The following is a 25,480-nucleotide window of genomic DNA, read 5'->3' as shown; positions in this document are numbered from 1 at the left end:
AGCTGTCTATGAATAAGAAAACATATAATGGGTAAAGAAATAAGTAGAGCTATAGGGACAAATAAAGTTTGGAGGGATAAAATGAGTAAAGATTTTTATACATCGATTAAAAATCGTCGGTCTATTTATGGCATTGCTAAGGAAGCGGTTGTTTCTGATGAAAGAATAGCAGAAGTGATTGAATATGCAGTGAAGCATACCCCCTCAGCATTTAATTCTCAAAGTGGGAGAGCGGTACTTCTACTAGGGGAGCAACATGATCGGTTATGGGATATAGTAAAAAAAACTTTGCAGGAAACTGTTTCTGAAAAAAACTTTCCTAAAACAGAAGAAAAAATTAATAGTTTTCGTAATGGTTATGGGTCGGTTTTGTTTTTTGAAGATCAAAAGGTCGTAGGAGATCTGCAAGAACAATTTCCCCTCTATAAAGAAAATTTCTTAATCTGGTCGCAACAAGCCTCAGGAATACTTCAGTATATTATTTGGACATCTTTAGAGGTTGAAGGATTTGGTGCTTCTCTACAGCATTATAACCCTCTTATTGATGAAGAGGTTAGAAAGACATGGGATATACCGAGTCATTGGAAACTCATGGCACAGCTTCCCTTTGGAAAACCAATTGCAGCAGCAGGAGAAAAGGAATTTCAAGCAATAGAAGAAAGAGTGAAGATATTTAAGTAGGTGAGAAGGCGTCATGATGAATCATGACTGGTTGTGTTACTATTGAAAAAGGTTTATAAAGCCCATCCCATTAAATAAGCAGTTAATGAAAAAGAATGCTCCATTAACTGCTTATTATTTTGTCAAGTAATCGATTTTTCTTAGGTGCAACACTAAAACCTCCACACCCCATCCCAAATTACTTATAATTTTGTGGCAATTCCTATAGCATATCAAAAAGCTCTGTACTTAACTTCCCAAACGCTATATTTGATCTTTCCCTAGGTCTTTCTATGTTGACATCTATAATTTTCTTAATTTTTCCTGGACTTTTTGACATAATTACTATTTTATCTGCTAGATAAATAGACTCATCTACACTATGAGTAACAAATATTACTGTTTTTTTATTCTTTTTCCATATTTCCAACAACTCTCTTTGTAGCAGAACTCTTGTATGTGCATCCAATGCACCAAAGGGCTCATCCATTAAAAGAACATTTGAGTCATTTGCTAATACTCTAGCTATAGCAACTCTTTGTTGCATACCTCCTGATAGCTCATAAGGAAAAGAAGTTTCAAATTTTTCTAATCCTACTAAACTTAAATACTTACGTGCCTTATCTATTCTTTGCTTTTTGTCCATTCCATTGATCTCTAAGCCAAGAGCTATATTTTCAATTATGGTTCTCCAAGGTAATAATGTATACTGTTGAAATACCATTCCTATTTCTTTATGACATTTTTTAATTTCTTGATTTTTATAATACACCTCTCCCATTGAAGGTTTTTCTAAACCCGCAATAATTCTAAGTAAAGTGGATTTACCACACCCTGAAGGCCCTAATATACAAATAAATTCGTTTTCCTGTATATTTATATCTATTTTATCTAAAGCATTTATTGTATTTCCTTTTTCTGTTACGAATTTTTTATAAATCCCATTAATCCTTAAAATTGGTTGTTCCATAAGTAAAGTTAAGCCCTCCTATTATTAATCACTGTACATTTTTTTGCCACTTATATTTAGTATCTTCTAATAGCCTAAATAGAGAATCTAATAAAACCCCTATTATACCTATTGTTATCATGCCACTTATTACTACATCTGTTCTTGCTAACTGGTATGCATGGGTAATTAAATAGCCGACTCCCGCAATACTTCCTGGCAGCATTTCTGCAGAAACTAGACACATCCAAGCTACTCCCAGTCCAGTCCTAAGGCCATTAATGATAGAAGGCATAGCTGAAGGAATGATTACCTTTAGAAGTATATGATGCTTTTTTGCACCTAAAGTCATCGTAGCGTCAATTAAACTTTTTCTAACATTTCTTACTCCATAGATGGTGCTAGTTAGTATTGGAAAAAAACCTCCTATAAATATTATAAAAACCATAGATAATCTAATATTTCTCAAATAAATATAAGCAGGGCCTGATTCTATAGGGAAAAATATAGCCATACTAGTAATACCAAACCATGCTAATACAAGAGGAACCCATGCTAAAGGTGGTACGGGACGAAAAATTCCTAGAAAATTACTTAAAAGCCTATAAATCGTATTATTATAACCCATTAAAACCCCTAGCGGAACAGCTACAATAACAGCAGCTAAATAACCAGTGAATACCCTCAAAAAGCTTATGAATAAATTATAGCCTAAAGAACCTATACCTAATAATGAAACTGTAGGGTTTACTAAAATGCTTAATACAGAAGTGAAGGTTGGTAAAACCACAGGATTATTCATTTTAACAGCTAAGAACTGCCAAAATACAATGAAAATAATAGGACAGATTAAAGTTATTAACCTATGTTTTATATTAATCCTATTCCATTTTAATGGTCTTTTTATGCTTTCACTGACTTCATTAGTTTTGTAATGCTTTAAATCTAATGCGTTAACTTTACTTTTCATGAAATACACTCCAATTCAATACTATAAATTTTTTTAAAACCACAATATATCTTTTTCTTTTTAACTTGTTTCTAGATATTGTAATAGCATTTAAGTACTAGCAAACATCTATCAAATTGTTGTTAAAGAAAACTCATGATATATTGTGGTTTTTAAAATTTTCTAGCTTCAAGCCAATATGCAATAGAGGTACACTTTCTTTTGCTTGCAGCTAATTTAATATTTCTTCAATTATACTAAAATCAAATAGTAGATCCTTTGCTTCTTCTATATCTTTTCCTTTTAATTTGTCATTAAAATTACCTATATCATTTAAAACTTCAAGATAAGTATTAGCACCACGTAAGAAGTTTTCTGAGGGTTCTGTTGTGTAGACAACATTAGTATTTCTTGCAGCTTCAATTGGGATGCCTAACCAGTCAGATGATACGCTGGCTCCAATCTCAGGATTTTTAATAATATAATCTGCACCATAAGTTATTAGCTCCACCATAGTAGATACTATTTCTCTTTGTTCTTGCAACATTTTATCTGAAGTAACGATTACACAACAAGGAAATCCTTCCCAAAACCCTTCAGGCGGTAACTCCCTATGTGACATAACAAAATTACCATTACCTTCGAAAGCTGCTACTTGTGGATGTGGTGATGGACCTACCCATCCGTCAACTTCGCCACTCATTAAAGATGAAGTGAAATTAGATGCTGACCGAAGGTCAACTAATAAAATATCTGCCTCTGTATTATTAGGATCAATAGTATAATTGATGTCAGCTCTGGCTAAAGCACCTTCAAACACAATCTTAGGACTACTTGTTGGTGAATGATAACCTATTTTCACAGGCTCATCCTGAGACTGCACATATTCTAAAAATTCGTCCCAACCATTTACATCAATGTCATTATGCATTACTAGACCAGGGCCATCAGTATGTACTGGTGCCAAAACCTTAATTGGAACACCACTGTCAACTCCTGTCATCGCTGCGGTAATAGAAAAAGAAGCAATATCTAAATTACCTTGGGCAAACATTGTTGTTGATTCTGCTCCCCCTTGAGATACAATAACCTCGATGATTGCTTTTTCTTCTCCATTTGTAATTAATTTGTACTTTTCCTTTTCAATAATTGCTTCTAAATAACTATCTACACCTTCAAAGTTTTTGCTTTCTGCAAAAGCAGTAAATAAAGGAATTTGATGGTCATTTCTAAAGTAGCTTAGGTTTATAGTCGGAATAGAATTGCTGGTTGATGTAGAATCACTATCTGAACTGGTACATCCAACGAAAAATAAAGATAACAATAACAAAGAGATCAAAGTAAATAAGTATTTCTTTTTAAAACGCATACAATCAATCCTTTCAATTAATATATTTAAGTAAATAATACTTTTGACTTAGATAGAATATCACACAAAAAACATGTTTACTAATTGAAAAAAACAATAATAGACTATAGTTGAATAGGAGTATTCTATAATGATAGACATTTTAATAAATACATAAATTTACATGAAATTTTATTTTATTATCACAAGTTAATAACAAAAACTATACCGCTATAGTTGACAAAGGTTGAATTATGTGATATATAAATATTTGAAATATTTATAAAAGCTTGAATTCTATAGAGATATGCACTTGGATAAATGATTTTTAGCAGCTGAGGGCTACAAATATAGCTTCTTAGATGGCCTATTTACAAGGGCATATCCCATAGTTGGTAAAAAGAAAGTTTCTAAAAATACTTAAAAAAGGGGATGAGAAAGATGTTATTAGAAGTAGATAAGGATAATTTTCAAAAAGAAGTATTAGAGGCAGAGGAGTTTGTTTTAGTAGACTATTGGAGTGAAAGCTGTGAGCCATGTAAAGCCTTAATGCCGGCGATCATGGAGCTAGCAGAAAAGTACAATGACAATATGAAGTTCTGTAAGCTAGAAACTACTAAAGCAAGAAGACTGGCTATTAAGGAAAAGGTATTGGGTTTGCCTACCATTGCTGTTTATGGTAGGGGTGTAAAGTTGGAAGAATTAACAAATGAAAATGTTACACCAGAAAATATTGAAGCGATGATTAGAAAGTTTATCTACTGGGATTAGTAGAAACAGTTTTTCTTAAAAAAATTAAATATTCTACTTATAGATTCTCCTATCAACTTTTTAGAAAAGTAAAGGACTTGTGTTTTAAACGCAGGTCTTTTGTTTTTTGCAGAATACAAATTTCTACATAATAAAAGAAAAAAAACCAATGATTGACAATAAAAGCTTTCCTATGTAAAATAAAAGCAAGGAAGTGAGTAGTTACTTACCTCGAGGGGGTGAAGATATATTGGAACTATTACATAGAAAAGAAAGAATTATTCTTACGACAATTGAAGTAATAGATGAGTATGGCATACAGGGGTTTTCAACCAGAGAAATAGCAAGAAGACAAGGTGTATCGGAAAGCACCATATTTAAACACTTTAGTAGTAAAAATGAACTAATTCTTGCGGTATTAAATCATTATTCGCAGTACGATCATGATATTATTCAATCCACTGAACTGAAAAAAATCAAAGGTGTCGAAGCGATTACTTATCTTGTGGGGGCTTATGCCACGTACTATGAAAACTACCCTGCCATTACTGCTATTACACAGGTTTATGATACGTTAAACATTAATCCAGAGTTGGCTGGGAAAATAAAGGAAATCTTTACTACACGTATTGATGCAATAGAGAAACTGGTTTGTGAGGCTCAGGAAGAGGGAACGATTTCTTCTGATATCGATGCTGAAAAGCTGGCAATAACAATCATCAGTTCTTTTAGAACAATATGTCTAAAATGGCGTATGGAGGGATATAGCTTTTCTCTAAAAGAATATATCCTATCAACACTAAAAATGCTTTTAGATGTTTTTACTAAAAATCCCGAAAATTAGTTTATCAATAGAGTATGTATAACTTATATATCATAAGCGTTAATTTAATACAGTTATTTTCAAAATTCTCTCCAACTATCACTTTGCTAATTCTAAGATCCTTGGACTACGCTTTGTTCCGTTCGGGATGACAAATTATGGTTTAGATTAATGCGAATGACTTATATATTAAAGATATAAAAAATAGCGCTAGGGGGCGATTTCTTTGTCCAAACAGTCTTACTATGAACCTATGCTGGACATGTTTATATTTGAAACCTCTCAACTCATAACACAGCTGGAACAGTCTATTTTGTGCAGTGAAAAAGCAAGCTGCTATAGTGAAGCGGATATTAATGAAATTTTTCGCATCATGCATACCATTAAAGGTTCTTCTGCTATGATGTTATTTAATAATATTTCTGCACTTGCTCACTCTATCGAAGATCTGTTCTTTTTTTTGAGGGAAGGAGCACTGCAACAGTTTGATTGTTCTATGCTTTCTGATTTAGTCTTAGAGGGTGTTGACTTTATTAAAGTAGAGATAGAAAAGATTAAAAATAACGATGAAGCAGACGGTGATGCATCGATTCTTATTGGAAATATAGAAGACTTTCTATGCTTCTTAAAGCAGGAAAACTCTCTTTCAGAGGTTGAAGAGGTAAAAAAGGATCCTGATGAAAAACAGCAATATTATATACTGCAGGAGAAAATAGCAGACCCCCTTAATGTCAATGAATTCCAAGCCATCATACATTTTCAAGATGGATGCGAAATGGAAAACATACGGGCCTACACTGTGGTTCACAATATTCAACAGATCACTCAAGAATTTTACTATTTTCCACAGGATATTATCGAAAATGAGAGTAGTAGTGAAGTAATTAGAGAAAAGGGTTTTAAACTACTATTTAAGACCAGTAAAACCTATGACCAAGTACACGAGCTTCTTATGCAAACCATTTTCCTTAAGGATTTACAGCTTACAGAACTAAAAAATCACGAAGGATTTGATTCCCCTACAGAGTCTAAAAGTATTCTATTAGAGGATGAAACGATTAAAGTACCAAAGCTGCAGGAAAAAGAGACAAAAAATACTTCTGCACAGCAAAGCATCATTAGTGTAAATGTAGCAAAATTAGATAAGCTTATGGACTTAGTAGGTGAGATGGTGATTGCAGAGGCGATGGTTACACAAAACCCTGATCTACGAGGTCTACATCTCGATAATTTTCATAAAGCCGCGACACAGTTGCATAAGATCACCAATGAACTACAGGACGTGGTGATGTCTATTCGTATGGTGCCTCTTTCTGCTACTTTCCATAAGATGCATCGTATTGTAAGGGATATGTCCAAGAAACTCAATAAAGAAGTGGCGTTAGAAATTATTGGTGAAGAGACTGAAGTAGATAAAAATATTATAGAGCACATTTCTGATCCTTTGATGCACCTTGTACGCAATGCTATTGATCACGGTATTGAAACCCTTGAAGAGAGGGAGAAAAAAGGAAAGTCAGCTTTGGCTACCGTTACACTTGAAGCCAAAAATGCTGGCAGTGATGTCATTGTCATTGTGAAGGATGATGGGAAGGGCTTAAGTAAGGAAAAGATACTTCAAAGGGCTAGAGAACATGGATTGTTATATAAGTCAGAAGATGAAATGAGGGATAAGGAAATCTACAACCTAATACTGCTACCGGGATTTTCCACCAAAGATCATATCACAGAATTCTCTGGTAGAGGGGTAGGTATGGATGTAGTAATGAAAAACATTGAAACCATAGGGGGTTCCATATCTGTAGATAGCAGGGAAGGCGAAGGTACAATCATTACCTTGAAAATCCCTATTACTTTAGCCATCATAGATGGTATGAACATCCGGGTAGGTACCTCCAGATATACCTTACCCACCAGTGCTATTAAGGAATCCTTTAGACCAAAGGAGAAGGATATTATAAGAGACCCAGATGGTAATGAAATGATCATGATTCGGGATCAGTGTTATACAATTCTCCGACTACATCAGTTATATAATATAAGACCAGAAAGGACACAGCTTACTGAAGGAATTATGATTATGCTGGAACAAGAGAATAAAAGCTTATGCATTTTTGCAGATGAGCTATTGGGTCAGCAGCAGGTGGTTGTTAAACCTCTTCCCACTTACATAAGAAACATAAAAAAAATTGAAGGCTTGGCAGGATGTACTTTGCTAGGAGATGGCAATATTAGTTTAATCCTTGATACAGCAGGACTCATTAGTTTGAAACTTCAAGGGAAGGATTAGGATAATCTTATAAAATGAAAGGGGATGTAGAGATGACGGAAAATTTGGTACAGGAAATAACGGAAGAGGATACCCAGAAGGACAAGTTCCTTACTTTTTCCTTAGGAAATGAATTTTATGGTATCGATATAAAATATGTTATTGAGATTATAGGAATACAGCTAATAACAGAAGTTCCGCAGCTTCCCGAGTACATAAAGGGAATCATTAACCTTAGAGGTAAGATTATTCCTGTAATAGATGTAAGGCTTCGATTTAAGAAATCCTTTCGAGAGTACAATGATAGAACCTGCATTATTGTGATAGAGATCAAAGATATATCTGTAGGAATGATTGTTGATGCTGTATCAGAGGTTCTTTCTATTCCTGAGGAGGATATCCTTCAGCCTCCTGAGTTAAATGGAGAAAGTAATAAATATATCAAAGCCATAGGCAAGATAAACAGTGAAATAAAACTTATCTTGGATTGTGACAAGCTTCTAAGCAACGAAGAAACAGAAAATCTAATAAATATTCAATAATTCAAGGAGGAATGAAGTATGGGATGGATCAGTAATTTAAAAATAAAAGTAAAATTAGTAAGTGGTTTTATTATCATAGCACTTTTGATAGGTATTGTAGGAATGATGGGAATTAACAATATGAGTACTATCAATAGCAGAGGTGATGATATTTATGAGAGTAATTTCTTGCCTACACAAGAACTGGTACGGATTCAAAGAGCATTGTTGCTGGTTCGGTCTGAATATCTTTTAATGTTGTACCAAAGGGATATGAGCATGTTTTCTCAAAGGGTAGATACAATAAACCGCTTAGCAGAAGAAAGCAATAGGATTCTTGTTGAGTTTGAAACTACTATTCAGTCTCAAGAGGAAAGAAGTATGGTTGATGGTTTGAAAAATGATCTTGTGACCTATAGAAACATTCGTACAGAACATATAGGCATGATTCAGGGGGAAAGATTTGAGGAGGCAGAAGCAAGAATTGCTGAATTTACTGCAGCTAGAGAAAGAGTAGAGCAAGGTATAGAGAGGTTGTTAGACTACAATATCAGTTCAGCTTCTACAAAAGCCCAACAAAACACTACAGATTTTAACAGACAATCTACCATCATGATTACCATCGTTATTCTAGGGGTATTACTTGCCATTGCTTTGGGATTATTTATTGCTAATATTATTAGTAAACCCCTTGCTGAGATTGTAGAAGGTGCCAATAGGATTGCTGAAGGAGATCTTGATGTTGGGATGAATATTCATACCAGAGATGAGGTAGGTACATTAGCAGAAGCCTTTAAAACCATGACCGAAAACATCAATGAAGTCATGACAAATATCAGTGCAGCTGCAGAGCAGGTAGCATCAGGCTCTAAACAAATGTCAGACTCCAGCATGGCACTGTCTGAAGGGGCCACTGAACAGGCAAGCTCTATTGAAGAATTAACAGCTTCTTTAGAAGAAATTTCTGCTCAAACTAGACAAAATGCTATTAATGCAAATAATGCAAACCAATTAGCAGAGACTGCGGAATTAAACGCCACACAGGGAAATCAGCGAATGCAAGAAATGCTGAAGGCCATGGAGGGAATTAATGATGCCTCCAGTAATATTTCTAAAATTATTAAGGTAATTGATGAAATTGCCTTTCAGACAAATATTCTTGCATTAAATGCAGCAGTTGAAGCTGCTAGAGCGGGACAACATGGTAAAGGTTTTGCAGTAGTAGCGGAAGAGGTGAGGAATCTTGCTGCTAGAAGTGCTAATGCAGCTAAGGAAACAACTGCTATGATTGAGGGATCTATCAAAAAGGTAGAGGGGGGTACCAATATAGCCAATGAAACTGCTGCTGCTTTAAGTAAAATCGTAGAGGATGTAGCAGAGGTAGCTCACCTAGTAAAGGATATAACTATTGCTTCTAATGAACAGGATTCAGGAATAGCTCAAGTGAGCCAAGGTATTAGTCAAATATCGGAAGTAATCCAGACCAATTCTGCTACCGCAGAGGAGAGTGCAGCAGCAAGCGAAGAGCTTGCTAGTCAGGCAGAACTCTTAAAGCAACAGATTAGTAGATTTAAGTTAAAGAAAAATAAAGCTACCTCCTATAAAGAAATGGAAGAAATGAATCCAGAGATACTGGAAATGCTAGAAAATATGCATGAAAGAAAAAGGACAAGTGGACAAGATAGAACCTCAAAGATAGTATTAAGCGATGGAGAGTTTGGCAAGTATTAAAAGTAGAGCAAAAGAGGTAAGGGTAGGTGTGGGTAGTGATTGCTATTACAGAACAAGAGTTTAAACAATTGACAGAATACATTTATGCAAACTATGGAATCCGTCTGAAAAAAGAAAAACAATCTCTTGTTACAGCTAGGCTATATAATGTACTAGCACAGAAAAATTTCAAAAGTTTTTCCCAGTACTATAACTATATTATGGAGGATCAATCAGGTGAGGCTATAACAACTTTAGTAAATAAAATTACTACTAATCACACCTTTTTCATGAGGGAAGCCCAGCACTTTCATTATTTTAGGGATAAGGTGCTGCCTTACCTGATTCCTACAGTAAAAGACAAGGATCTAAGGATATGGAGTGCAGGCTGTTCATCAGGGGAAGAACCCTATACCTTGGCTATGATTATAGATGAACATCTTGGAAAAGAAAAACGGTCATGGGATACAAAAATTTTAGCTACGGATATTTCTAGTAGAGTTTTAGATAGAGCTAAGGGTGGTATCTATAGCAGTGAAGAGATTGCTTCTTTACCTTCCTCCTGGAAAAATACTTATTTTAAGAAGCAAGATAAGGAAAAGACTGTTTTAATAGATAAAATAAAAAGCGAAGTGATCTATAGAAAGTTTAACCTTATGGAGGATGTATTTCCTTTTAAAAAGAAGTTTCATGTGGTCTTTTGTAGAAATGTAATGATTTACTTTGATCATAAAACCAAAGTAGAGTTGGTAAACAAATTTTACGATAAGATGGAATTTGGAGGCTATTTATTTATAGGACATGCAGAATCTATTCATAGAGCTGACACGAGATTTAAGTATATTATGCCAGCGGTATATAGGAAGGTATAAATCAACTAAGCTTAGGAGGTGATATATGGGGTATAATAGAAAAATTAAAGTGCTTATTGTGGATGATAGTCTAATATCTAGAGAGATAATAGCAAGAGGAATTTCTTCTGATTCCTCTATAGAGGTTGTAGCTACAGCTACGGACCCCTTTGATGCAAGAGATAAAATTCTTAAGTATAAACCAGATATAATGACCTGTGACATAGAAATGCCAAAAATGAATGGCATCGAATTCATTAGAAGACTATTACCTCAATATCCCTTACCTATTGTTGTAGTTAGTACCGTAAACCAAGCAGTACTTGATGCTATGAAGGTGGGGGCGGTTGATTTTGTAAGTAAGCCGGATATGCGAATTGCTAAAAATGTAGAAAGTTTTATTCATGAATTGATAGAAAAGGTAAAAATTGCTGCAGAAGCTAAAGTTCTGCAATCTCAAAGTTCTGCCAAAAGTCATGGGGGGCAGTTAAAGAAAACAAACATTGATAAAGTGATTGCCATTGGGGCTTCTACAGGAGGTACAGAGGCGATTTACAATCTATTAAAGTCCTTTCCCCCAGTGATGCCAGGAATCGTGATCGTTCAGCATATTCCACCGGTTTTTTCTAGGATGTTTGCAGAAAGGCTTAATAATACTACAAGTCTTTCTGCTAAAGAAGCAGAAAATGGTGACTATGTAGCAGAAGGAAAAGTCTTTGTTGCTCCTGGAGATCAGCATATGAGGATAAAAAAAATCGGAGAAAGATATAAGATAGAATGTTTCAAAACGGAAAAAGTAAATGGCCACTGTCCTTCGGTAGATATTCTCTTTGAGTCAGTTGCAAAAGAAGCTGGGCCATTAGGTATTGGAATAATTTTGACTGGTATGGGTTATGATGGAGCCAAGGGTCTGCTTGCCATGAGGCGAAAAGGGGCAAGGACCATTGGTCAAGATGCACTTTCCTCTGTTGTTTATGGGATGCCAAAGGTAGCTTTTGACATAGGAGCAGTAGAAAAGCAGATGTCTCTTTTAAAGATGCCTCAATATATTTGTTCCATTATAAATTAAGTGATACTTTATAGAAGATAGTAAAATCAGCAGAGTCTACTTCAAAAAGTTATCTCGGAAAACGATAATAACAGAAATTGAAGGTGAGGTATAAATGGATCAAAACTTAACCACGGGAGAAATGAATGAATTTTTGCTTACAACCCTTGCTTGTATTGGTGACGGTGTAATAGCAACAGATTTAAAGGGTACAATCCTTTATATGAATACATCAGCTGTAGAGCTTACTGGGTGGAAGTTGGAAGAGGCATTGGGGAAACCTATTAACCAAGTGCTTCCTATCATCAATATGCATACCAATGAAGTGATGGATTTAGTCGACAGGGTGCTTAAAGCAGGAACTGCTATAGGTCTAAAGAATCACTCTACACTGATTTCAAAGGAAGGTAAAAAAAGCTATGTATCTGCCAGTTGTTCTCCTATAAAGCTGGAAGATCAAAGCATTGATGGGATCGTTGTAGTATTTCGGGACATTACTATAAGGAAATATACAGAAAATCAGCTAAAAAAGACCAAAGAAGAAGCCGAGGCTGCCAATAAGTCAAAAAGTGAATTTCTTGCGAATATGAGTCACGAAATTCGTACTCCTATTCATGGTATGTTGGGAATGATTGACTTAACCCTTCTTACAGACTTAAATCAAGAACAGCGAGAAAACTTAATTGTAGCAAAGTCTTGTGCCAGTTCCCTTTTAAGCATTATCAATGATATTTTAGATTTTTCTAAGATGGAGGCGGGCAAGCTGAACTTTCAAAACATTAACTTCAACGTCAAACAACTGCTGGAAGGAATGATGAAGGCACATACGCATATGGCAAAAAATAAGGGTTTAGAGATGAATTATAGTTTTTCTACTGATCTACCAGCTGCCATAACGGGGGATCCTAATAGATTACAACAGATACTGAATAATCTAATTCACAATGCCATCAAGTTTACCCAAAAAGGCGGAGTTACAGTGTCTGTAAAAAAATTACAAGCTTCAGAAAATGATATAGAACTAAAATTTGCTATAGCTGATACGGGAAGAGGCATAGCCCAAAAAGATAAGCCGAGACTTTTTAAAGCCTTTAGTCAGATTGATGGGTCTGTTACAAGAAAACATGGAGGTACAGGTTTAGGGCTTGTTATATCCAAGCAACTTGTTGAAATGATGGGGGGCAGCATATGGGTAGAGAGCAAAGAGAGTCATGGCAGTACCTTTTATTTTACAGCTAAGTTTAAACAAGCTGAAAATATAATAGAAGAAGAATACAAGCAAGAGCCTATCATCAATCCCTCTTCAGATTGCAAGAAGATTTTACTGGCTGAGGATGATGCTGTAAACCAAATTGTTATTAAAAAGATATTGGAAAAAAGGGGGCATGCCGTTGATATTGCAAACAACGGAAAAGAAGTCTTGATGATGTATGAAAATAACAACTATGACCTAATTCTTATGGATATACAAATGCCAGAAATAGATGGTATAGAAGCTACAAAGCATATAAGAGAAAGAGAAGCTGCTACCCACAGGCATACACCAGTTATTGCAGTGACTGCCTATGCCCTCAAGGGAGATAAAGAACGGTTTATGTTATTAGGGATGGATGAATATATTTCAAAACCCGTAGAAGTACAGGAATTATTCGATAAAATTGATAGGATTACAACAGATAAGATAAATCAAGCTGAGTTTCAAAGTTTTCTTGATGTTAGAATCAATGATAACAACGAAATTGTATTGATAGGTGCTCAGGAAGAAAAAACTTGTAAAGATAGAAGGATTATCATTAAAAAAATTGAAACATATATTCAAAGGCTTAAGACAGCCTTAGACAGTAATAAGCTAGAAATTATTGAAAAGCAGGCCCATGAAATAAAAAAACTATCTGATTCAATAGATGCTCAAGAAATCAAGCGTACTGCCTTTAGGATAGAACTGGCCATTAGAAGAGGAAATTTACAGGAAGTTATTATGTACGTATTGCAGATAGAGCATGAATTTGATACTTATAAAAAATCCATAATAATCGCTTAAAGGGGGAGCCCAGTATGAAAATTTTAATTACAGAAGATGACTTGGCCAGTAGAAGATTTTTAACAAAATTTTTATCTCAATATGGAGAGGTTGATCAGGTAGTAGATGGTCTTGAAGCCTTAGATGCTTATCTCTTGGCCATCAAGGATGATGATCCTTATGATTTAATATGTTTAGACATTATGATGCCAAAGGTAGATGGTGTCAAAGTTCTAAAGGCTATTAGAGACTATGAACAACAGAAAAAAATTCCACCTGAAAAACGCACAAAAATTATTATGACCACTGCATTGGCAGAAACGGAATATGTTCAAAATGCCTTTGATATAGGATGTGAAGCCTATGCCTCTAAACCCATAGATACTGAAAAGATGGTGGAGGTAATGAAAAAACTGAAGTTAATTTCATAGGAGAAACGTTTTTTAAATAGCCCATATAAGCCCCTATCTATGCCAAAAACATAGATAGGGTTATTTTAGTAAATTCCCCACTGAAAAAGCATGATTTTACCAAAAAAGTCAATATTATACCTTTAATAAAGATACTATTTATTATATAAATAGTATAAGGCGTATTTTATTGGGAAAATATGGGTTGATAGAGGTAGGGGAGACCATATGAATTACAGTGAAGAAAAACAATCTAACAATGCTACCAGCAGAAAACATCTGCTTCAGCTAGTTGATAAAAATGTATTGAAAAATATTTTAGATGCTTTTACGAAAGCTACCGGTCTAACAGCAAATATTGTTGACATCGAAGGAAGATCCATTTTTACAAAGGAAGATGCACAAAAAAACTGTAAGTTTTGTCAATTAATTTGGCAGCTACAAAGGGAAAAGGGTATGCAAAGATGTATAGGTGCTTATGCTAGGGCAGGAAAGCAGGCCGCCATTTTTGGGGAACCTTATATCTTCCGATGTCCGTCGGGATTGATCGAATGGGCGGCACCAATTATTATTGATGGGGAGCACTTTGGGTCGATTATATGCGGGCAGGTCTTAATGTGGGAGCCGGAAGAGTTTTTTTGGATAGAACTTAGAGAAATGAATAAAATACTGACGGAGAATTTTGAGTTATTATTTGATGCTGCCAAAGAATTAAAGGTTGTGTCTGGGAAAAAAGTGCAGGGAGCGGCAGACTTACTTTTTGTAACAGCCAATTATTTTATGAAAGCAGGTTGGGAAAGTCTTCGCCATCAGCAGGAATTAGCTTTGCAGCAATCTTTATTGCATGAAGAAATTCAAAATCGAAAGGCCCTAGAGGCAAAGCTGAGTATACAAAACCTGAACTTAAATTACTCTCTTGAAAAAGAACGAGAACTCATCAGTAAGGTCAGACTAGGAGATTTGGATAAAGCAAAAAAAATCTTTCAGGAGTTATTGGCAGAAATTTTTATAATAGGTGCAGCAAAACTTTCGGTGATTAAGACCCGAGTTCTTGAACTAGGGATTATATTATCTCGGGCCTCGGTGGATGGGGGGGCTGATTCCAATGAAGCATTAGAGATTAATAGCGGATTTCTACAAGATATTCATAGCTTGAATACGATTGAAGAAATCGACTTAGCTGCGGTGAGAGCGCTGGAACGAAATCTGGAGGCTGTCCGACGCAATAATAAAGGTAAAAACCAATCGGTTATTCAAGGGATTAAGGGATTCATCAGAAATAATCACCATAAAAACTTAACCTTAGAAGAAATCTCTGCCTCTGTCTATCTAAGCCCCTATTATGTGAGCCGAATTTTTAAGGAGAGTCAAAGGATCACCGTGATGGACTATGTGACAAAAGTTAAATTGGAAGAGGCAAAAAAATTATTGCGAAACCCGCGGTATCAGATTGACCAAATTGCACAAAAGCTGGGCTATAGTGATGCCAGCTATTTTTCAAAGGTATTTCGTCGCAATGAAGGGATGTCACCTACACAATTCAGGCAGAAAGCATAAAGTATAGGGGTGAGGGGTATATGAAAAAAATAATTATGGAAATACAAGAAGGGCTGATTGAGGGGGATGCCCAGTTTGTAAAAGAGAAAACGGAGATGGCCTTAGCCTGTGGAATTAAGGCAAAAGATATTATTGAACAGGGACTGTTGCCCATTATGAAATCCATAGGTCAAAAATTTCGTGCAGGAGAAATCTTTATTCCTGATGTATTAATGTCTTCACGGGCTATGCATGCCAGCCTATATGTTCTGCGACCAATCCTTACGAATTGCAGGAAAGCTTCTAAAGGATGTATTGTTATAGGTACCGTCGCTGGGGACCTACATGATATCGGAAAAAACATGGTGAGTATGATGCTGGAAGGGGCAGGATATACCGTCATCGATTTAGGCATAGATATACCGGTTTCAGATTTTATTACAGCCGTAGAGCAGCATAACCCCGATGTATTAGCAATTTCTGCTTTACTGACCACCACCTTAAGCGAAATTAGAGAAGTTGTTGAATTTTTGAAAGAAAGAGGGCTAAGAAGTCAAGTAAAGGTAATAATCGGGGGAGGTCCTGTCACACCAGAATTTGCAATGGATATTGAAGCGGATGCCTATGCAGCAAACTCTTTTTGTGCCATTGAAGCGGTTGAAGATTTAATGAAAGGGAGGGTTGGTTTTTTTTCTGTTACAGAGCATTTTCACGATTAGTTTAAAAGAAAGTGAAAGGCAAATGCTTTTTTATCCTTCGGGGAAGAAAAGCTATCCTAAAAAAATAAGAAGCGGTCAAGATTTTTAGACATGTACCCTGTGAAATTTAGCATATATTCAGGGCAGATTCTAGAAGCTTGACTTTTTTTATTGAAAGAAAATAAAAAGGCAAAGGGCAAGATAGTACCTAAAAGTATGAAATTCATCCAGAGACACTATATAGACGTATTTAGTATGATTAAGGTAGAACTTTACTCAATGATTTTGTTAACAGGTACATTTTTGCAGTGAAAATTTAAAGGAGGGGGAGACAGGAGAAAAAAGCTTTACTTGTAAAAAATAAATTATTATAAGGATAAGGGGTGAAGGTGAATGTTTAGATTTACAGAAGAGCAACTGGTATATGACATTCATGGTGTTAAGATAGGGGGACAGCCTGGAGAGTATCCGACGGTCTTAATGGGGAGCATGTTTTACCGGGGACATAAAATTGTAAAGGATGCTGAAAAAGGAATTTTTGACGAGGATGCAGCAAAGGCTTTGTTGGATATGGAAGCTGAACTCTCTGCAGAAACAGGGAATCCAAGAATTGTAGATGTTATTGGTGATACGGTTGAAGCACTGACAAAGCATGCGGAATTTGTCTTGAAACACACGGATACACCTATTTTGTTTGATAGCGTGAGTGCTGAGGTTCGTACGGAGTCTTTAAAGTATTTTGCCAATGACCCTACTGCAATGGATCGAATTATTTATAATTCACTTGAAGAAAATTATACAGAAGAAGAGCTTGCAGCGATAAAGGATTGTGGGGTTAAGACTGCAGTGGTTTTGGCCTTTAGCAAGAAGCATTTGAAGCCATCAAAAAGGGTAGATTTGCTTACAGGAGATGATAAACATGAAGGTCTTATCGATGCAGCAAAGAGAGCTGGTATCCAACAGCTTTTAGTAGATCCCGGTGTTCTGGATGTAGCTAGCAGCAGCTGGACAACAAAGGCGATTTATGATGTGAAGGAGAAATTTGGTTATCCGGGAGGCTGTGCATCCTCCAATGCACTTTACTTATGGAAAAAAATGCGTTCTAAAGGTAGTCCATATTTTGAAACAGCTGGGGGATCAGTTTTTACCTATCCAATTACACAGGGTGCAAACTTTGTTTTGTATGGACCAATGGCCAATGCGCCTTGGGTATATAGAGCTGTTGCAACTACTGATGCAATGAATGCATATATGAATAAAATAACAGGTACCAAATTAGGTACGACAGAACATCCTTTATTAAAGATATTTTAATAAAGTTTGCTAGTAATTAGGGAATAGTCAAAAATGAATAGGATGATTGGAAAGGGGGACTCGATAGTATGACAGATGTAAAAAAAACGAAAAATCCTACAGTGCTATATGTTTCTGCTGCTATAGCCCTGCTATTTGTGGCCTTTGGCATGTTCTTCCCCACACAAATGAATGAAGTTGTGAATAAGGTGTTCGCATTCTTAACAGAAAAGTTTGGTTGGTTATATTTATTGTCGGTAGCTATTTTTATTGTGGTAGCTTTTGGAATTGCCATCAGTTCCTTTGGTAGTATTAAATTAGGAAAAGAAAACGATGTCCCAGAATTCACAAATTTTCAGTGGTTTTCGATGCTCTTTGGCGGGGGAATGGGAATTGGACTTGTGTTTTGGTCTGTGGCAGAACCTATTATGCATTACCTAGCTCCTCCCGTTGGTGAAGGGGGAACCGTTGAATCCATGCGGAAAGCTATGGAGATTGTGTTTTTCCACTGGGGGATTCATGCATGGGTTATCTTTGCCATAGGTGGTCTTGCTCTTGCATATTTCCAATTCCGAAAAGGATTACCTTTCTTGATTAGCTCTGCATTTTATCCGCTGATAGGAGATAAGATATATGGTCCTATGGGAAAAACCATCGACATTCTCTCAGTATTTGCTACGATATTTGGAGTTGCTACGAGTCTTGGTCTTGGATCAAGCCAGATTGCTACTGGACTGGAATATATATGGGGGATTAAGGCTACAACAGGTACAATCTCCATAATTATTGCGGTAATGACTGTGATTTTTACTTTGGCTACTATCTCCGGCCTGCATAAGGCAATGCAGGCTGCAGCAAATATTAAGATCTGGCTTTCCATTGGCTTCATGGTATTTATCTTCCTATTTGGAGGTACAGTCTTTATATTAAATAATTTTACCCATACCCTTGGGGCTTACTTGCAGAATTTTGTGGGTCGGAGTCTATGGATGGGAAATATCGGTTTTGTAAATGGTTGGACGGTATTTTATTGGGCGTGGTGGATTGCTTGGGCACCTTTTGTGGGGCAATTTGTAGCAAGAGTATCTAAGGGACGGACCATCCGTGAGTTTGTTTTTGCTGTAGCATTGCTGCCCGTAGGTTTCTCCTTTATTTGGTTGTCTATCTATGGTGGTGCGGCCTTTAACTTGGATCAAATTTCTGGTGGTGCGATTCAAACCGCTGTAAATGTAGATTATACAACAGCATTGTTTGTAACGCTACAGCAAATGCCTCTGTATAAAATTACAGCTCCGCTAGCGATCGTACTGATTGTTGCTTCTTTTATCGGTGCAGCAAATTCTGCAACTTATGTCTTGGCTATGTTAACATCTGATGGAGATATGAATCCTAGCCAAAAGCTAAGGGGTTTTTGGGGGATTGCTCAAGGGGCAATGACAATTATGCTGATCTTAGTAGGTGGTACTGAAGCCTTAAGGGCATTGCAAACAGCATCTATTGCAGCAGCATTTCCATTCATGCTTATCATGTTAGTTATGTGCTATAGTATATATAAAGCCCTTAAACAGGATCAAAAAGCTGAAGAATCCGTCAAGATTGAATAACACGGAAGGTTAAATCCATTAAATAAAAGAGAGGTGTTTGTTGTGTTACCTAAGTTTGATATTTTAACGGAAGAAGAGTTACAGGCAGTTCACGATCATACCATGCAAATTCTCGAAGAAATAGGTGTAGAGTTTTCCTATGAGCCTGCGATAGAGGTTTTTAAAGCTCATGGGCAACGGGTAGAAGGTCATCGTGTATATCTTAAAAGAGAATTTGTTGAAACAATGGTAAAAAAAGCTCCTGAAGAATTTATGCTGCATGCTCGAAATCCAAAGCATAATCTTATTTGCGGAGGAGAAAACGTTATTTTTATGCCCGGTTATGGTGCGCCTTTTATTCATGAAGTAGATGGTACGAAGCGTAATGCTACGATGGCAGATTATCATAACATCGTTAAATTAGCGGGTGCAAGCAAAAATATGCATATGACCGGAGGCAATGTGGTAGAGCCTACGGATATAGATGATCGCATTCGTCATTTAAAGATGATGGAGAGTCACATTGTAAACTCGGATAAGTGCTTCATGGGTAGTGCTTCTGGCTATGAAAAAGCAAAGGATTCTATTGATCTTACAGCCCTATTGTTTGGCGGTAGAGAGGTGATCAAGGAGAAACCGGCATTAATATGCTTAGTGAACTCCGTAACGCCTCTAAAGTTTGATGACCGAATGCTTGGCGCATTAATGGCCTACGCGGAAGCTGGGCAGGCGGTGGTTATTGCTGCATTGGTCATGGCAGGCTCAACAGGCCCTGTATCTTTGGCAGGGGCATTATCTGTACAGAATGCAGAGGTGTTGGCTGGAATTACGCTGGCTCAATGTATTAATCCGGGTACACCTGTAGTTTACGGCTCTACTTCTGCTATTACAGATATGGCAACGGGATCACTGGCAATTGGAAATCCTGAATGTGCTTTATTTACATCAGCCAGTGCCCAGTTAGCTAGATTTTATGGTGTACCATGCCGTGGTGGTGGAGGATTAAGCGATTCGAAAATTGCCGATGCTCAGGCGGGTTACGAATCTATGATGACCCTTATGGCAGCCAGCACAACAGGAATTAACTTTGTACTTCATACAGCTGGAATCCTTCAATATTATATGGCGATGTCTCTAGAAAAGTTTATGGTGGATGATGAGATTGCTGGAATGATTTTAAGATATCTTCAAGGCATCGATTTCAGTGAAACAAAATTTGCCTTTGATGTAATCAAACAAGTAGGACCAGGAGGTCATTTCTTAACCCAGAAGCATACCAGCAAAAATCATAAGGTGGAGCTTCGCCGCACAGAATTAAGTGATAGACAATCCTATGATGGATGGGCTAAAGAAGGCTTAGACGCTAACCAGCGTGCATATAGAAAATGGCAACAGGTTGTGGCAAATTATGTAGTACCGGAGTTAGATTCAAATATCAGTCAATCTATTCAGGCGTTTATTGAAAACAGATCAAAGGAGCTTCTTAAATAGAGAGAAAAATAAACTTTTATCATAAGGAGGTAAAGTAAAATGAGTAAGATTTTTGATGAGATCAGAGAAGCAGTGATTGAAGGAGACGAAGATTTAGCAGTTGAATTGGCTGAACAGGTATTGTCTGAGGGAATTAATCCTGTAGACGCTGTTCAAAATGGATATATCAAAGGCATCGAAGAAATCGGCAATCAGTGGAAAGCAGGAGAAGCTTTTTTGCCTGATGTAATGATGGCTGCAGATGCAATGAAATCCGGACTGGCAGCCCTTGAAGAGGCTATCGCAGCAATTGGCTCCACAGATGCTGATGAAGTAGGTAAAATTGTATTAGGAACTGTAGAAGGAGATATCCATGATATAGGTAAAAACATCGTAGGGGCATTGTTAACAGCTGCAGGTTTGAAGGTTTATGATATCGGTATAGACAAAAAACCAGAAGAATTCTTAGCAAAAGCTGAGGAGGTTGGGGCAAAGATTATTGCAGCCAGTGCATTGTTGACGACGACAATGAGTGCTCAAAAAGAATTGCTTGAATATCTTAAGGAAAAGAATGCAAGAGATAAATATAAAGTAATTATCGGAGGAGGTCCTACTAGCCAAAAGTGGGCCGATGAAATTAATGCAGACGGATGGGCTGAGACAGCTGATGAAACGGTAATTCTCTGCAAGAACTTAATGGGATTAGGTTGTTAGAAGGAAAGAAGTTTGTAAATTACAATTTAATGACCTCTTTATTAATACTATATACTTTTAAACTCTACCCCCTTTGTTCCAATAGAGTTTATAAATAGCAAGGACATTATAAAAGAGTGCTGGAGATATGTAATCTTTAGCATGGTCATCAGAGGATCATTAAGAAGATAGAGCTAAATAACTGTTAGCTCTATCTTTTTTTGTTTTTAATGCATTGTTTTGTAATGCTGCTTTTATTGTATTAAAACCCATATCTATATATAGTGGATGACTAAAGGGTATAGCTATATATAGTTGTTGTTTCTTTTTAAAAAAGCATCTTGCAAGCTGAAAGTTTTTTTTAGCAAGATTTGATGGGATAAATTAGGGAATAAAAAGAAAAAATAAGGGATCAAACCGCTATTTATCAACAATGATATAAATAAATAAAAAAAATAAAACTTTTTTCAAAAAGTTTTTTCTCTTCAAGATGAAGCATACTACCACTAAAAATAGGGATGAAATTCAAAAAAATGAGGGGTTGAAAAAAACGCTTTCATTTTAGTAAAAGAAAAATATTTAAGAAATTTACTATAAGTCCATTACAAACTTCAAGAACAAACCCAACATGATAGCAATAGCAATAGGTAGAGGCGAGGGTTTTATAGGGATTTTTCTTGAAAAAAACTACAAACCAGAATCGATAGGTCCAATTTTCTAAAAATGGACCTATCGATTCTGGTTTTTTTTATAAAGACACTTGCAAATAACAGAAAAAATACAAGATGAAAGATTGAAATTTCAAGGTTTCATTTATTGAAAAAGGGAGAAAAACGGATTGTAGAGAATCTAGGTTAAGAAACGAGAGAATAAAATTCACTGAAAGCGTTTACAGAATCTAAAATAAGGATATATGGTGAAATTTGAGGATAAACAAATTTGTGAAACCATGTTAGTATGAAATCAAGAAAGCAAGCAAATACAAATTAACACATAAAAATTGGACCAGTCCAATTGGCAAGAAAAATGTCGAAATGAGGTGGTAGACAGAAATGGAGATTGAAAGAAAGAGTGGAGTGCCGATTTATATCCAAGTAAAAAATCATATTATAGACGATATAAAAAACGGCAGATTAAAAATAGGTGAAAAGTTACCGACAGAAAGAGAATTATCTCAAAAACTGAAAGTAAGCAGAAATACCATCTCAACCGCTTATAACCTATTAGAACAAGAAGGTGTACTAATATCTTACCAAGGCAGAGGAACCTTTGTGGCAGAAGAGGGTAAGACGTGGAAACAACATACAACAAAGAATAAGGTAGTCAGGCTTATTGATATAGCCATAGAAGAAGCTGTAGAAATGGGCTTAAATATAAAGGAGTTTGTTGCTCTTGTACAAGAGAGAGTAAAAGAGAAGGAACTTTTAATAAAAAATATCAATGCCATCTTTGTGGAATGTAACATAGAACAGGCAAAGTCCTTTGCTAAAGAATTAAGTCAAGTCACGGATCTTAACGTAGTGCCTATGACGGTAGTGGAACTTCAAAATAGAAGTGAAACTGTGGAAGAGACCATTAATAAAACGCAAATTATTATTACTGCTTTTAACCACGTAAATGAAGTAAAGGATTTGATGCTAGATTTTAAAAAAGAAGTCTTTGGTATAGCCAGTAATCCTAATCTGGAAACCATCGTAAGAATTGCTAAATATCCTAAGGAAACAAAGTTTGGGCAAGTCAGTCTTTCAAAAGAATTTTATTTCAAGGTGCAATACGCATTAGAATCAGCAGGTTTAGAAAATCTTGTGATGAATGCTACCACCAGTAAAGACGAGAAAGAAGTACTTAGGGTAATTGAGGAATCCGATGTAATCATCGTTTCTCCTGGAAGAGGAGAAGAGGTAAAGAGATTAGTCGGTGAAAAAAAAGATGTTATAAAGTTTGATTATGTTCTTGATCAAGGTTCGGTTAAGGCGATCTTATCTAGAATTATGGAAATAAAAAGTCACTTATAAAATTCATTTAAATCAATCAAAAAGGGGAGAATATATCATGAAAAAGAATATAGTAATAGGTGTTATTGGAGCAGATTGTCACGCAGTTGGAAATAAGGTGCTGGACTATGCTTTTACAGAAGCAGGATTTGAAGTAATTAATATAGGTGTGCTTAGTTCTCAAGAAGATTTTATCAATGCAGCGATTGAAACCAATGCATGTGCTATTTTAGTATCATCACTTTATGGTCATGGAGAAATCGACTGTAGAGGATTAAGAGAAAAGTGTGAAGAAGCGGGATTAAAGGATATATTATTATATGCTGGCGGAAATCTTGTAGTCGGAAAGCAAGAATGGGCACCAGTACAAAAAAGATTTGAAAATATGGGCTTCGATCGTGTTTATGCACCAGGAACTTCACCACAAGTAGGAATCAAAGACTTAAGAGAAGATTTAAAGTTAGACTTACAAGAAAGCCTAAAATCTGCTTAATCTGAGGGTGATAAACATGGATGCACTATTACTAATTGACTTTGGCAGTACCTACACAAAACTTACTGCTGTTGACATGGAAAAAGAAGAAATTATTGCCAATGCAAAAGCACTGACAACTGTAGAAAGTGACATTATGGTTGGATTTCAAAATGCATATGTCATTATGAAGGAAAAATGCAAAGGGAAAAATGTCCAATTTAACGAGATGTTGGCATGTAGTAGTGCAGCAGGAGGACTGAAGATGATAGCCGTTGGCTTGGTACCAGACCTTACTGCTGAGGCAGCAAAAAGAGCTGCTTTAGGGGCAGGTTCTAGAATATTAGAGGTATATAGTCATGAACTGACCCTTAGAGAAATCAGAGATATGATCCAAAAGAAACCTGATATTATTTTATTAGCCGGTGGAACAGATGGGGGCAACAAAGACTGCATTATACACAATGCAAAAATGATTGCCATGAATATAAAAGATGTACCAGTAGTGGTGGCAGGAAATAGAAAAGCCAATGATGAAATAGAAGAAATTTTCACACAACAGGGAATCGACTACGAAATAACCGACAATGTTATGCCTAAGCTCAATGTATTAAATGTAGAACCTGCAAGAGAAACGATCCGAGACATCTTCATGAGGAAGATTGTAGAAGCAAAAGGAATGAAGGGAATAGAATCTTTTATCAACGGAATCTTGATGCCCACCCCTGCCGCAGTTTTAAATGCAGCAAAAATTTTATCCCACGGAACCAGTGAAGAAGAAGGGATAGGAGATTTAATTGTGGTGGATATTGGAGGGGCTACAACAGATATTCATTCTATAGCAGAAGGAGAGCCAACAAGACCAGGTGTTATGAAAACAGGTTTACAGGAACCTTATGCAAAGAGAACGGTAGAAGGAGACCTAGGGATGCGGGTAAGTGCTGAGTCTCTTGGTCAAGCAATAGCTACAAGGAAAATCAAAAAATTCGCACCTAACTTGAACTATAATGTTCAGGAACGCTGTAACTACCTTGCTCAGCATGTTAATGAAATCCCTCAAACCTCTGAAGAAATAGAGTTTGATGAGGCTATGAGTATGGCGGCAACAGAAGTCGCTATGGAACGACATGTAGGTGTATTAGAAGATGTTTATACACCTATGGGAAAGGTATACTCCTTAACTGGAAAAGATTTATCCAACACAAAATATGTAATAGGCACCGGTGGTGTATTGATCCATAGTGAAAATCCAGGAAAAATACTACAGGCTGGGTTATATAGTGAAGAAAGTCCTAAGTACCTGAAGCCAATGAAACCAAAGCTTTTAGTAGATAAAACATACATTCTTTCAGCAATGGGTTTAATGGCAGTAAAATATCCGAATCATGCAATCAGAATATTGAAAAAATACCTTATAAATGTATAATGGGAGG

The 25,480-nt window shown here is 36.2% G+C and carries 22 protein-coding genes; 19 read left to right on the top strand and 3 right to left on the bottom strand.

Translation table 11 applies throughout. The features are described from left to right. The first annotated feature begins 81 nt into the window (after window positions 1–81). Entirely contained in the window at window positions 82–681 is a 600-nt protein-coding gene (locus CACET_RS16860) for a nitroreductase family protein (protein ID WP_044824317.1), read from the top strand. A 202-nt stretch (window positions 682–883) separates the two neighbouring features. On the opposite strand, the gene CACET_RS16855 is transcribed toward CACET_RS16860, so the two are convergent. The 3 genes from CACET_RS16855 to CACET_RS16845 all read right to left on the bottom strand — a co-directional run bounded on the left by CACET_RS16855 (window position 884) and on the right by CACET_RS16845 (window position 3,927). After that, window positions 884–1,630, bottom strand: coding sequence for an ABC transporter ATP-binding protein (locus tag CACET_RS16855; protein ID WP_044824316.1), 747 nt, complete (start codon window positions 1,628–1,630; stop codon window positions 884–886). Window positions 1,631–1,658: 28 nt separating this feature from the next. Beyond that, a complete protein-coding gene (locus tag CACET_RS16850) occupies window positions 1,659–2,579 on the bottom strand; it encodes an ABC transporter permease (RefSeq protein ID WP_082058152.1) in 921 nt (306 codons plus the stop codon). Between the two features lie 211 nt (window positions 2,580–2,790). Beyond that, window positions 2,791–3,927: an ABC transporter substrate-binding protein gene (locus CACET_RS16845; RefSeq protein ID WP_052661319.1), complete on the bottom strand. Its 1,137-nt coding sequence runs from the start codon at window positions 3,925–3,927 to the stop codon at window positions 2,791–2,793. A 420-nt stretch (window positions 3,928–4,347) separates the two neighbouring features. Here CACET_RS16845 and trxA point away from each other — a divergent pair, with 420 nt between their 5' ends. The 18 genes from trxA (at window position 4,348) to glmL (ending at window position 25,473) form a co-directional block, all read left to right on the top strand. Next, window positions 4,348–4,677, top strand: a complete 330-nt coding sequence (trxA, locus tag CACET_RS16840; RefSeq protein WP_044824315.1) for a thioredoxin TrxA — start codon at window positions 4,348–4,350, stop codon at window positions 4,675–4,677. Window positions 4,678–4,906: 229 nt separating this feature from the next. Further along, window positions 4,907–5,500 carry a TetR/AcrR family transcriptional regulator gene (locus tag CACET_RS16835; protein ID WP_082058151.1) on the top strand — a complete coding sequence of 198 codons (594 nt, stop codon included), beginning with the start codon at window positions 4,907–4,909 and terminating at the stop codon, window positions 5,498–5,500. Between the two features lie 205 nt (window positions 5,501–5,705). Then, window positions 5,706–7,769, top strand: a complete 2,064-nt coding sequence (locus tag CACET_RS16830; RefSeq protein WP_044824314.1) for a chemotaxis protein CheA — start codon at window positions 5,706–5,708, stop codon at window positions 7,767–7,769. 32 nt (window positions 7,770–7,801) lie between these two features. Beyond that, window positions 7,802–8,290 (top strand): chemotaxis protein CheW, encoded by a 489-nt coding sequence (locus tag CACET_RS16825; RefSeq protein WP_044824313.1) that lies wholly within the window; start codon window positions 7,802–7,804, stop codon window positions 8,288–8,290. 18 nt (window positions 8,291–8,308) lie between these two features. Then, complete coding sequence (locus CACET_RS16820; RefSeq protein WP_044824312.1) at window positions 8,309–10,000, top strand: methyl-accepting chemotaxis protein; 1,692 nt, start codon at window positions 8,309–8,311, stop codon at window positions 9,998–10,000. 26 nt (window positions 10,001–10,026) lie between these two features. Continuing rightward, entirely contained in the window at window positions 10,027–10,851 is an 825-nt protein-coding gene (locus tag CACET_RS16815) for a CheR family methyltransferase (RefSeq protein WP_479722638.1), read from the top strand. A 25-nt stretch (window positions 10,852–10,876) separates the two neighbouring features. Then, window positions 10,877–11,899, top strand: coding sequence for a protein-glutamate methylesterase/protein-glutamine glutaminase (locus CACET_RS16810; protein WP_044824311.1), 1,023 nt, complete (start codon window positions 10,877–10,879; stop codon window positions 11,897–11,899). Window positions 11,900–11,993: 94 nt separating this feature from the next. Further along, entirely contained in the window at window positions 11,994–13,919 is a 1,926-nt protein-coding gene (locus tag CACET_RS16805; protein WP_044824310.1) for a hybrid sensor histidine kinase/response regulator, read from the top strand. A 14-nt stretch (window positions 13,920–13,933) separates the two neighbouring features. Further along, complete coding sequence (locus tag CACET_RS16800) at window positions 13,934–14,329, top strand: response regulator (RefSeq protein WP_044824309.1); 396 nt, start codon at window positions 13,934–13,936, stop codon at window positions 14,327–14,329. A gap of 207 nt (window positions 14,330–14,536) precedes the next feature. Beyond that, the gene (locus tag CACET_RS16795) at window positions 14,537–15,865 is read left to right on the top strand and encodes a PocR ligand-binding domain-containing protein (protein WP_044824308.1); all 1,329 of its coding nucleotides are present in this window, start codon (window positions 14,537–14,539) and stop codon (window positions 15,863–15,865) included. A gap of 20 nt (window positions 15,866–15,885) precedes the next feature. Further along, entirely contained in the window at window positions 15,886–16,563 is a 678-nt protein-coding gene (mtgC, locus tag CACET_RS16790) for a glycine betaine-specific corrinoid protein MtgC (protein WP_044824307.1), read from the top strand. Window positions 16,564–16,935: 372 nt separating this feature from the next. Next, complete coding sequence (mtgA, locus tag CACET_RS16785) at window positions 16,936–17,856, top strand: [methyl-Co(III) glycine betaine-specific corrinoid protein]--tetrahydrofolate methyltransferase MtgA (protein ID WP_044824306.1); 921 nt, start codon at window positions 16,936–16,938, stop codon at window positions 17,854–17,856. A gap of 68 nt (window positions 17,857–17,924) precedes the next feature. Next, window positions 17,925–19,439, top strand: coding sequence for a glycine betaine uptake BCCT transporter (locus CACET_RS16780; RefSeq protein WP_044824305.1), 1,515 nt, complete (start codon window positions 17,925–17,927; stop codon window positions 19,437–19,439). A gap of 42 nt (window positions 19,440–19,481) precedes the next feature. Continuing rightward, a complete protein-coding gene (mtgB, locus tag CACET_RS16775; protein WP_044824304.1) occupies window positions 19,482–20,909 on the top strand; it encodes a glycine betaine--corrinoid protein methyltransferase in 1,428 nt (475 codons plus the stop codon). 39 nt (window positions 20,910–20,948) lie between these two features. Beyond that, a complete protein-coding gene (gene mtgC / locus CACET_RS16770) occupies window positions 20,949–21,602 on the top strand; it encodes a glycine betaine-specific corrinoid protein MtgC (RefSeq protein ID WP_044824303.1) in 654 nt (217 codons plus the stop codon). A 1,031-nt stretch (window positions 21,603–22,633) separates the two neighbouring features. Continuing rightward, complete coding sequence (locus CACET_RS16765) at window positions 22,634–23,596, top strand: GntR family transcriptional regulator (protein WP_044824302.1); 963 nt, start codon at window positions 22,634–22,636, stop codon at window positions 23,594–23,596. Window positions 23,597–23,633: 37 nt separating this feature from the next. Further along, window positions 23,634–24,068: a methylaspartate mutase subunit S gene (glmS, locus tag CACET_RS16760; RefSeq protein WP_082058150.1), complete on the top strand. Its 435-nt coding sequence runs from the start codon at window positions 23,634–23,636 to the stop codon at window positions 24,066–24,068. A gap of 16 nt (window positions 24,069–24,084) precedes the next feature. Beyond that, window positions 24,085–25,473 (top strand): methylaspartate mutase accessory protein GlmL, encoded by a 1,389-nt coding sequence (glmL, locus tag CACET_RS16755; RefSeq protein ID WP_044824300.1) that lies wholly within the window; start codon window positions 24,085–24,087, stop codon window positions 25,471–25,473. Window positions 25,474–25,480 lie beyond the last annotated feature (7 nt).

Origin of the sequence: Clostridium aceticum, assembly GCF_001042715.1 — a bacterium.
Lineage (GTDB): Bacteria > Bacillota > Clostridia > Peptostreptococcales > Natronincolaceae > Andreesenella > Andreesenella acetica.
Note: the sequence above shows the minus strand (reverse complement) of the source record. Positions and strands in the feature narration are given on the sequence as shown.

What these genes read in the sequence shown, in the direction of transcription:
- CACET_RS16825 (WP_044824313.1), top strand. Translation starts at nt 7,802, where the DNA reads ATGACGGAAAATTTGGTACAGGAAATAACGGAAGAGGATACCCAGAAG.
- mtgC (WP_044824307.1), top strand. Translation starts at nt 15,886, where the DNA reads ATGAAAAAAATAATTATGGAAATACAAGAAGGGCTGATTGAGGGGGAT.
- glmS (WP_082058150.1), top strand. Translation starts at nt 23,634, where the DNA reads ATGAAAAAGAATATAGTAATAGGTGTTATTGGAGCAGATTGTCACGCA.
- CACET_RS16850 (WP_082058152.1), bottom strand. Translation starts at nt 2,579, where the DNA reads ATGAAAAGTAAAGTTAACGCATTAGATTTAAAGCATTACAAAACTAAT.
- CACET_RS16780 (WP_044824305.1), top strand. Translation starts at nt 17,925, where the DNA reads ATGACAGATGTAAAAAAAACGAAAAATCCTACAGTGCTATATGTTTCT.
- CACET_RS16805 (WP_044824310.1), top strand. Translation starts at nt 11,994, where the DNA reads ATGGATCAAAACTTAACCACGGGAGAAATGAATGAATTTTTGCTTACA.
- CACET_RS16845 (WP_052661319.1), bottom strand. Translation starts at nt 3,927, where the DNA reads ATGCGTTTTAAAAAGAAATACTTATTTACTTTGATCTCTTTGTTATTG.
- trxA (WP_044824315.1), top strand. Translation starts at nt 4,348, where the DNA reads ATGTTATTAGAAGTAGATAAGGATAATTTTCAAAAAGAAGTATTAGAG.
- CACET_RS16855 (WP_044824316.1), bottom strand. Translation starts at nt 1,630, where the DNA reads ATGGAACAACCAATTTTAAGGATTAATGGGATTTATAAAAAATTCGTA.
- CACET_RS16795 (WP_044824308.1), top strand. Translation starts at nt 14,537, where the DNA reads ATGAATTACAGTGAAGAAAAACAATCTAACAATGCTACCAGCAGAAAA.
- CACET_RS16800 (WP_044824309.1), top strand. Translation starts at nt 13,934, where the DNA reads ATGAAAATTTTAATTACAGAAGATGACTTGGCCAGTAGAAGATTTTTA.
- CACET_RS16765 (WP_044824302.1), top strand. Translation starts at nt 22,634, where the DNA reads ATGGAGATTGAAAGAAAGAGTGGAGTGCCGATTTATATCCAAGTAAAA.
- CACET_RS16820 (WP_044824312.1), top strand. Translation starts at nt 8,309, where the DNA reads ATGGGATGGATCAGTAATTTAAAAATAAAAGTAAAATTAGTAAGTGGT.
- mtgC (WP_044824303.1), top strand. Translation starts at nt 20,949, where the DNA reads ATGAGTAAGATTTTTGATGAGATCAGAGAAGCAGTGATTGAAGGAGAC.
- mtgA (WP_044824306.1), top strand. Translation starts at nt 16,936, where the DNA reads ATGTTTAGATTTACAGAAGAGCAACTGGTATATGACATTCATGGTGTT.
- CACET_RS16810 (WP_044824311.1), top strand. Translation starts at nt 10,877, where the DNA reads ATGGGGTATAATAGAAAAATTAAAGTGCTTATTGTGGATGATAGTCTA.
- glmL (WP_044824300.1), top strand. Translation starts at nt 24,085, where the DNA reads ATGGATGCACTATTACTAATTGACTTTGGCAGTACCTACACAAAACTT.
- CACET_RS16860 (WP_044824317.1), top strand. Translation starts at nt 82, where the DNA reads ATGAGTAAAGATTTTTATACATCGATTAAAAATCGTCGGTCTATTTAT.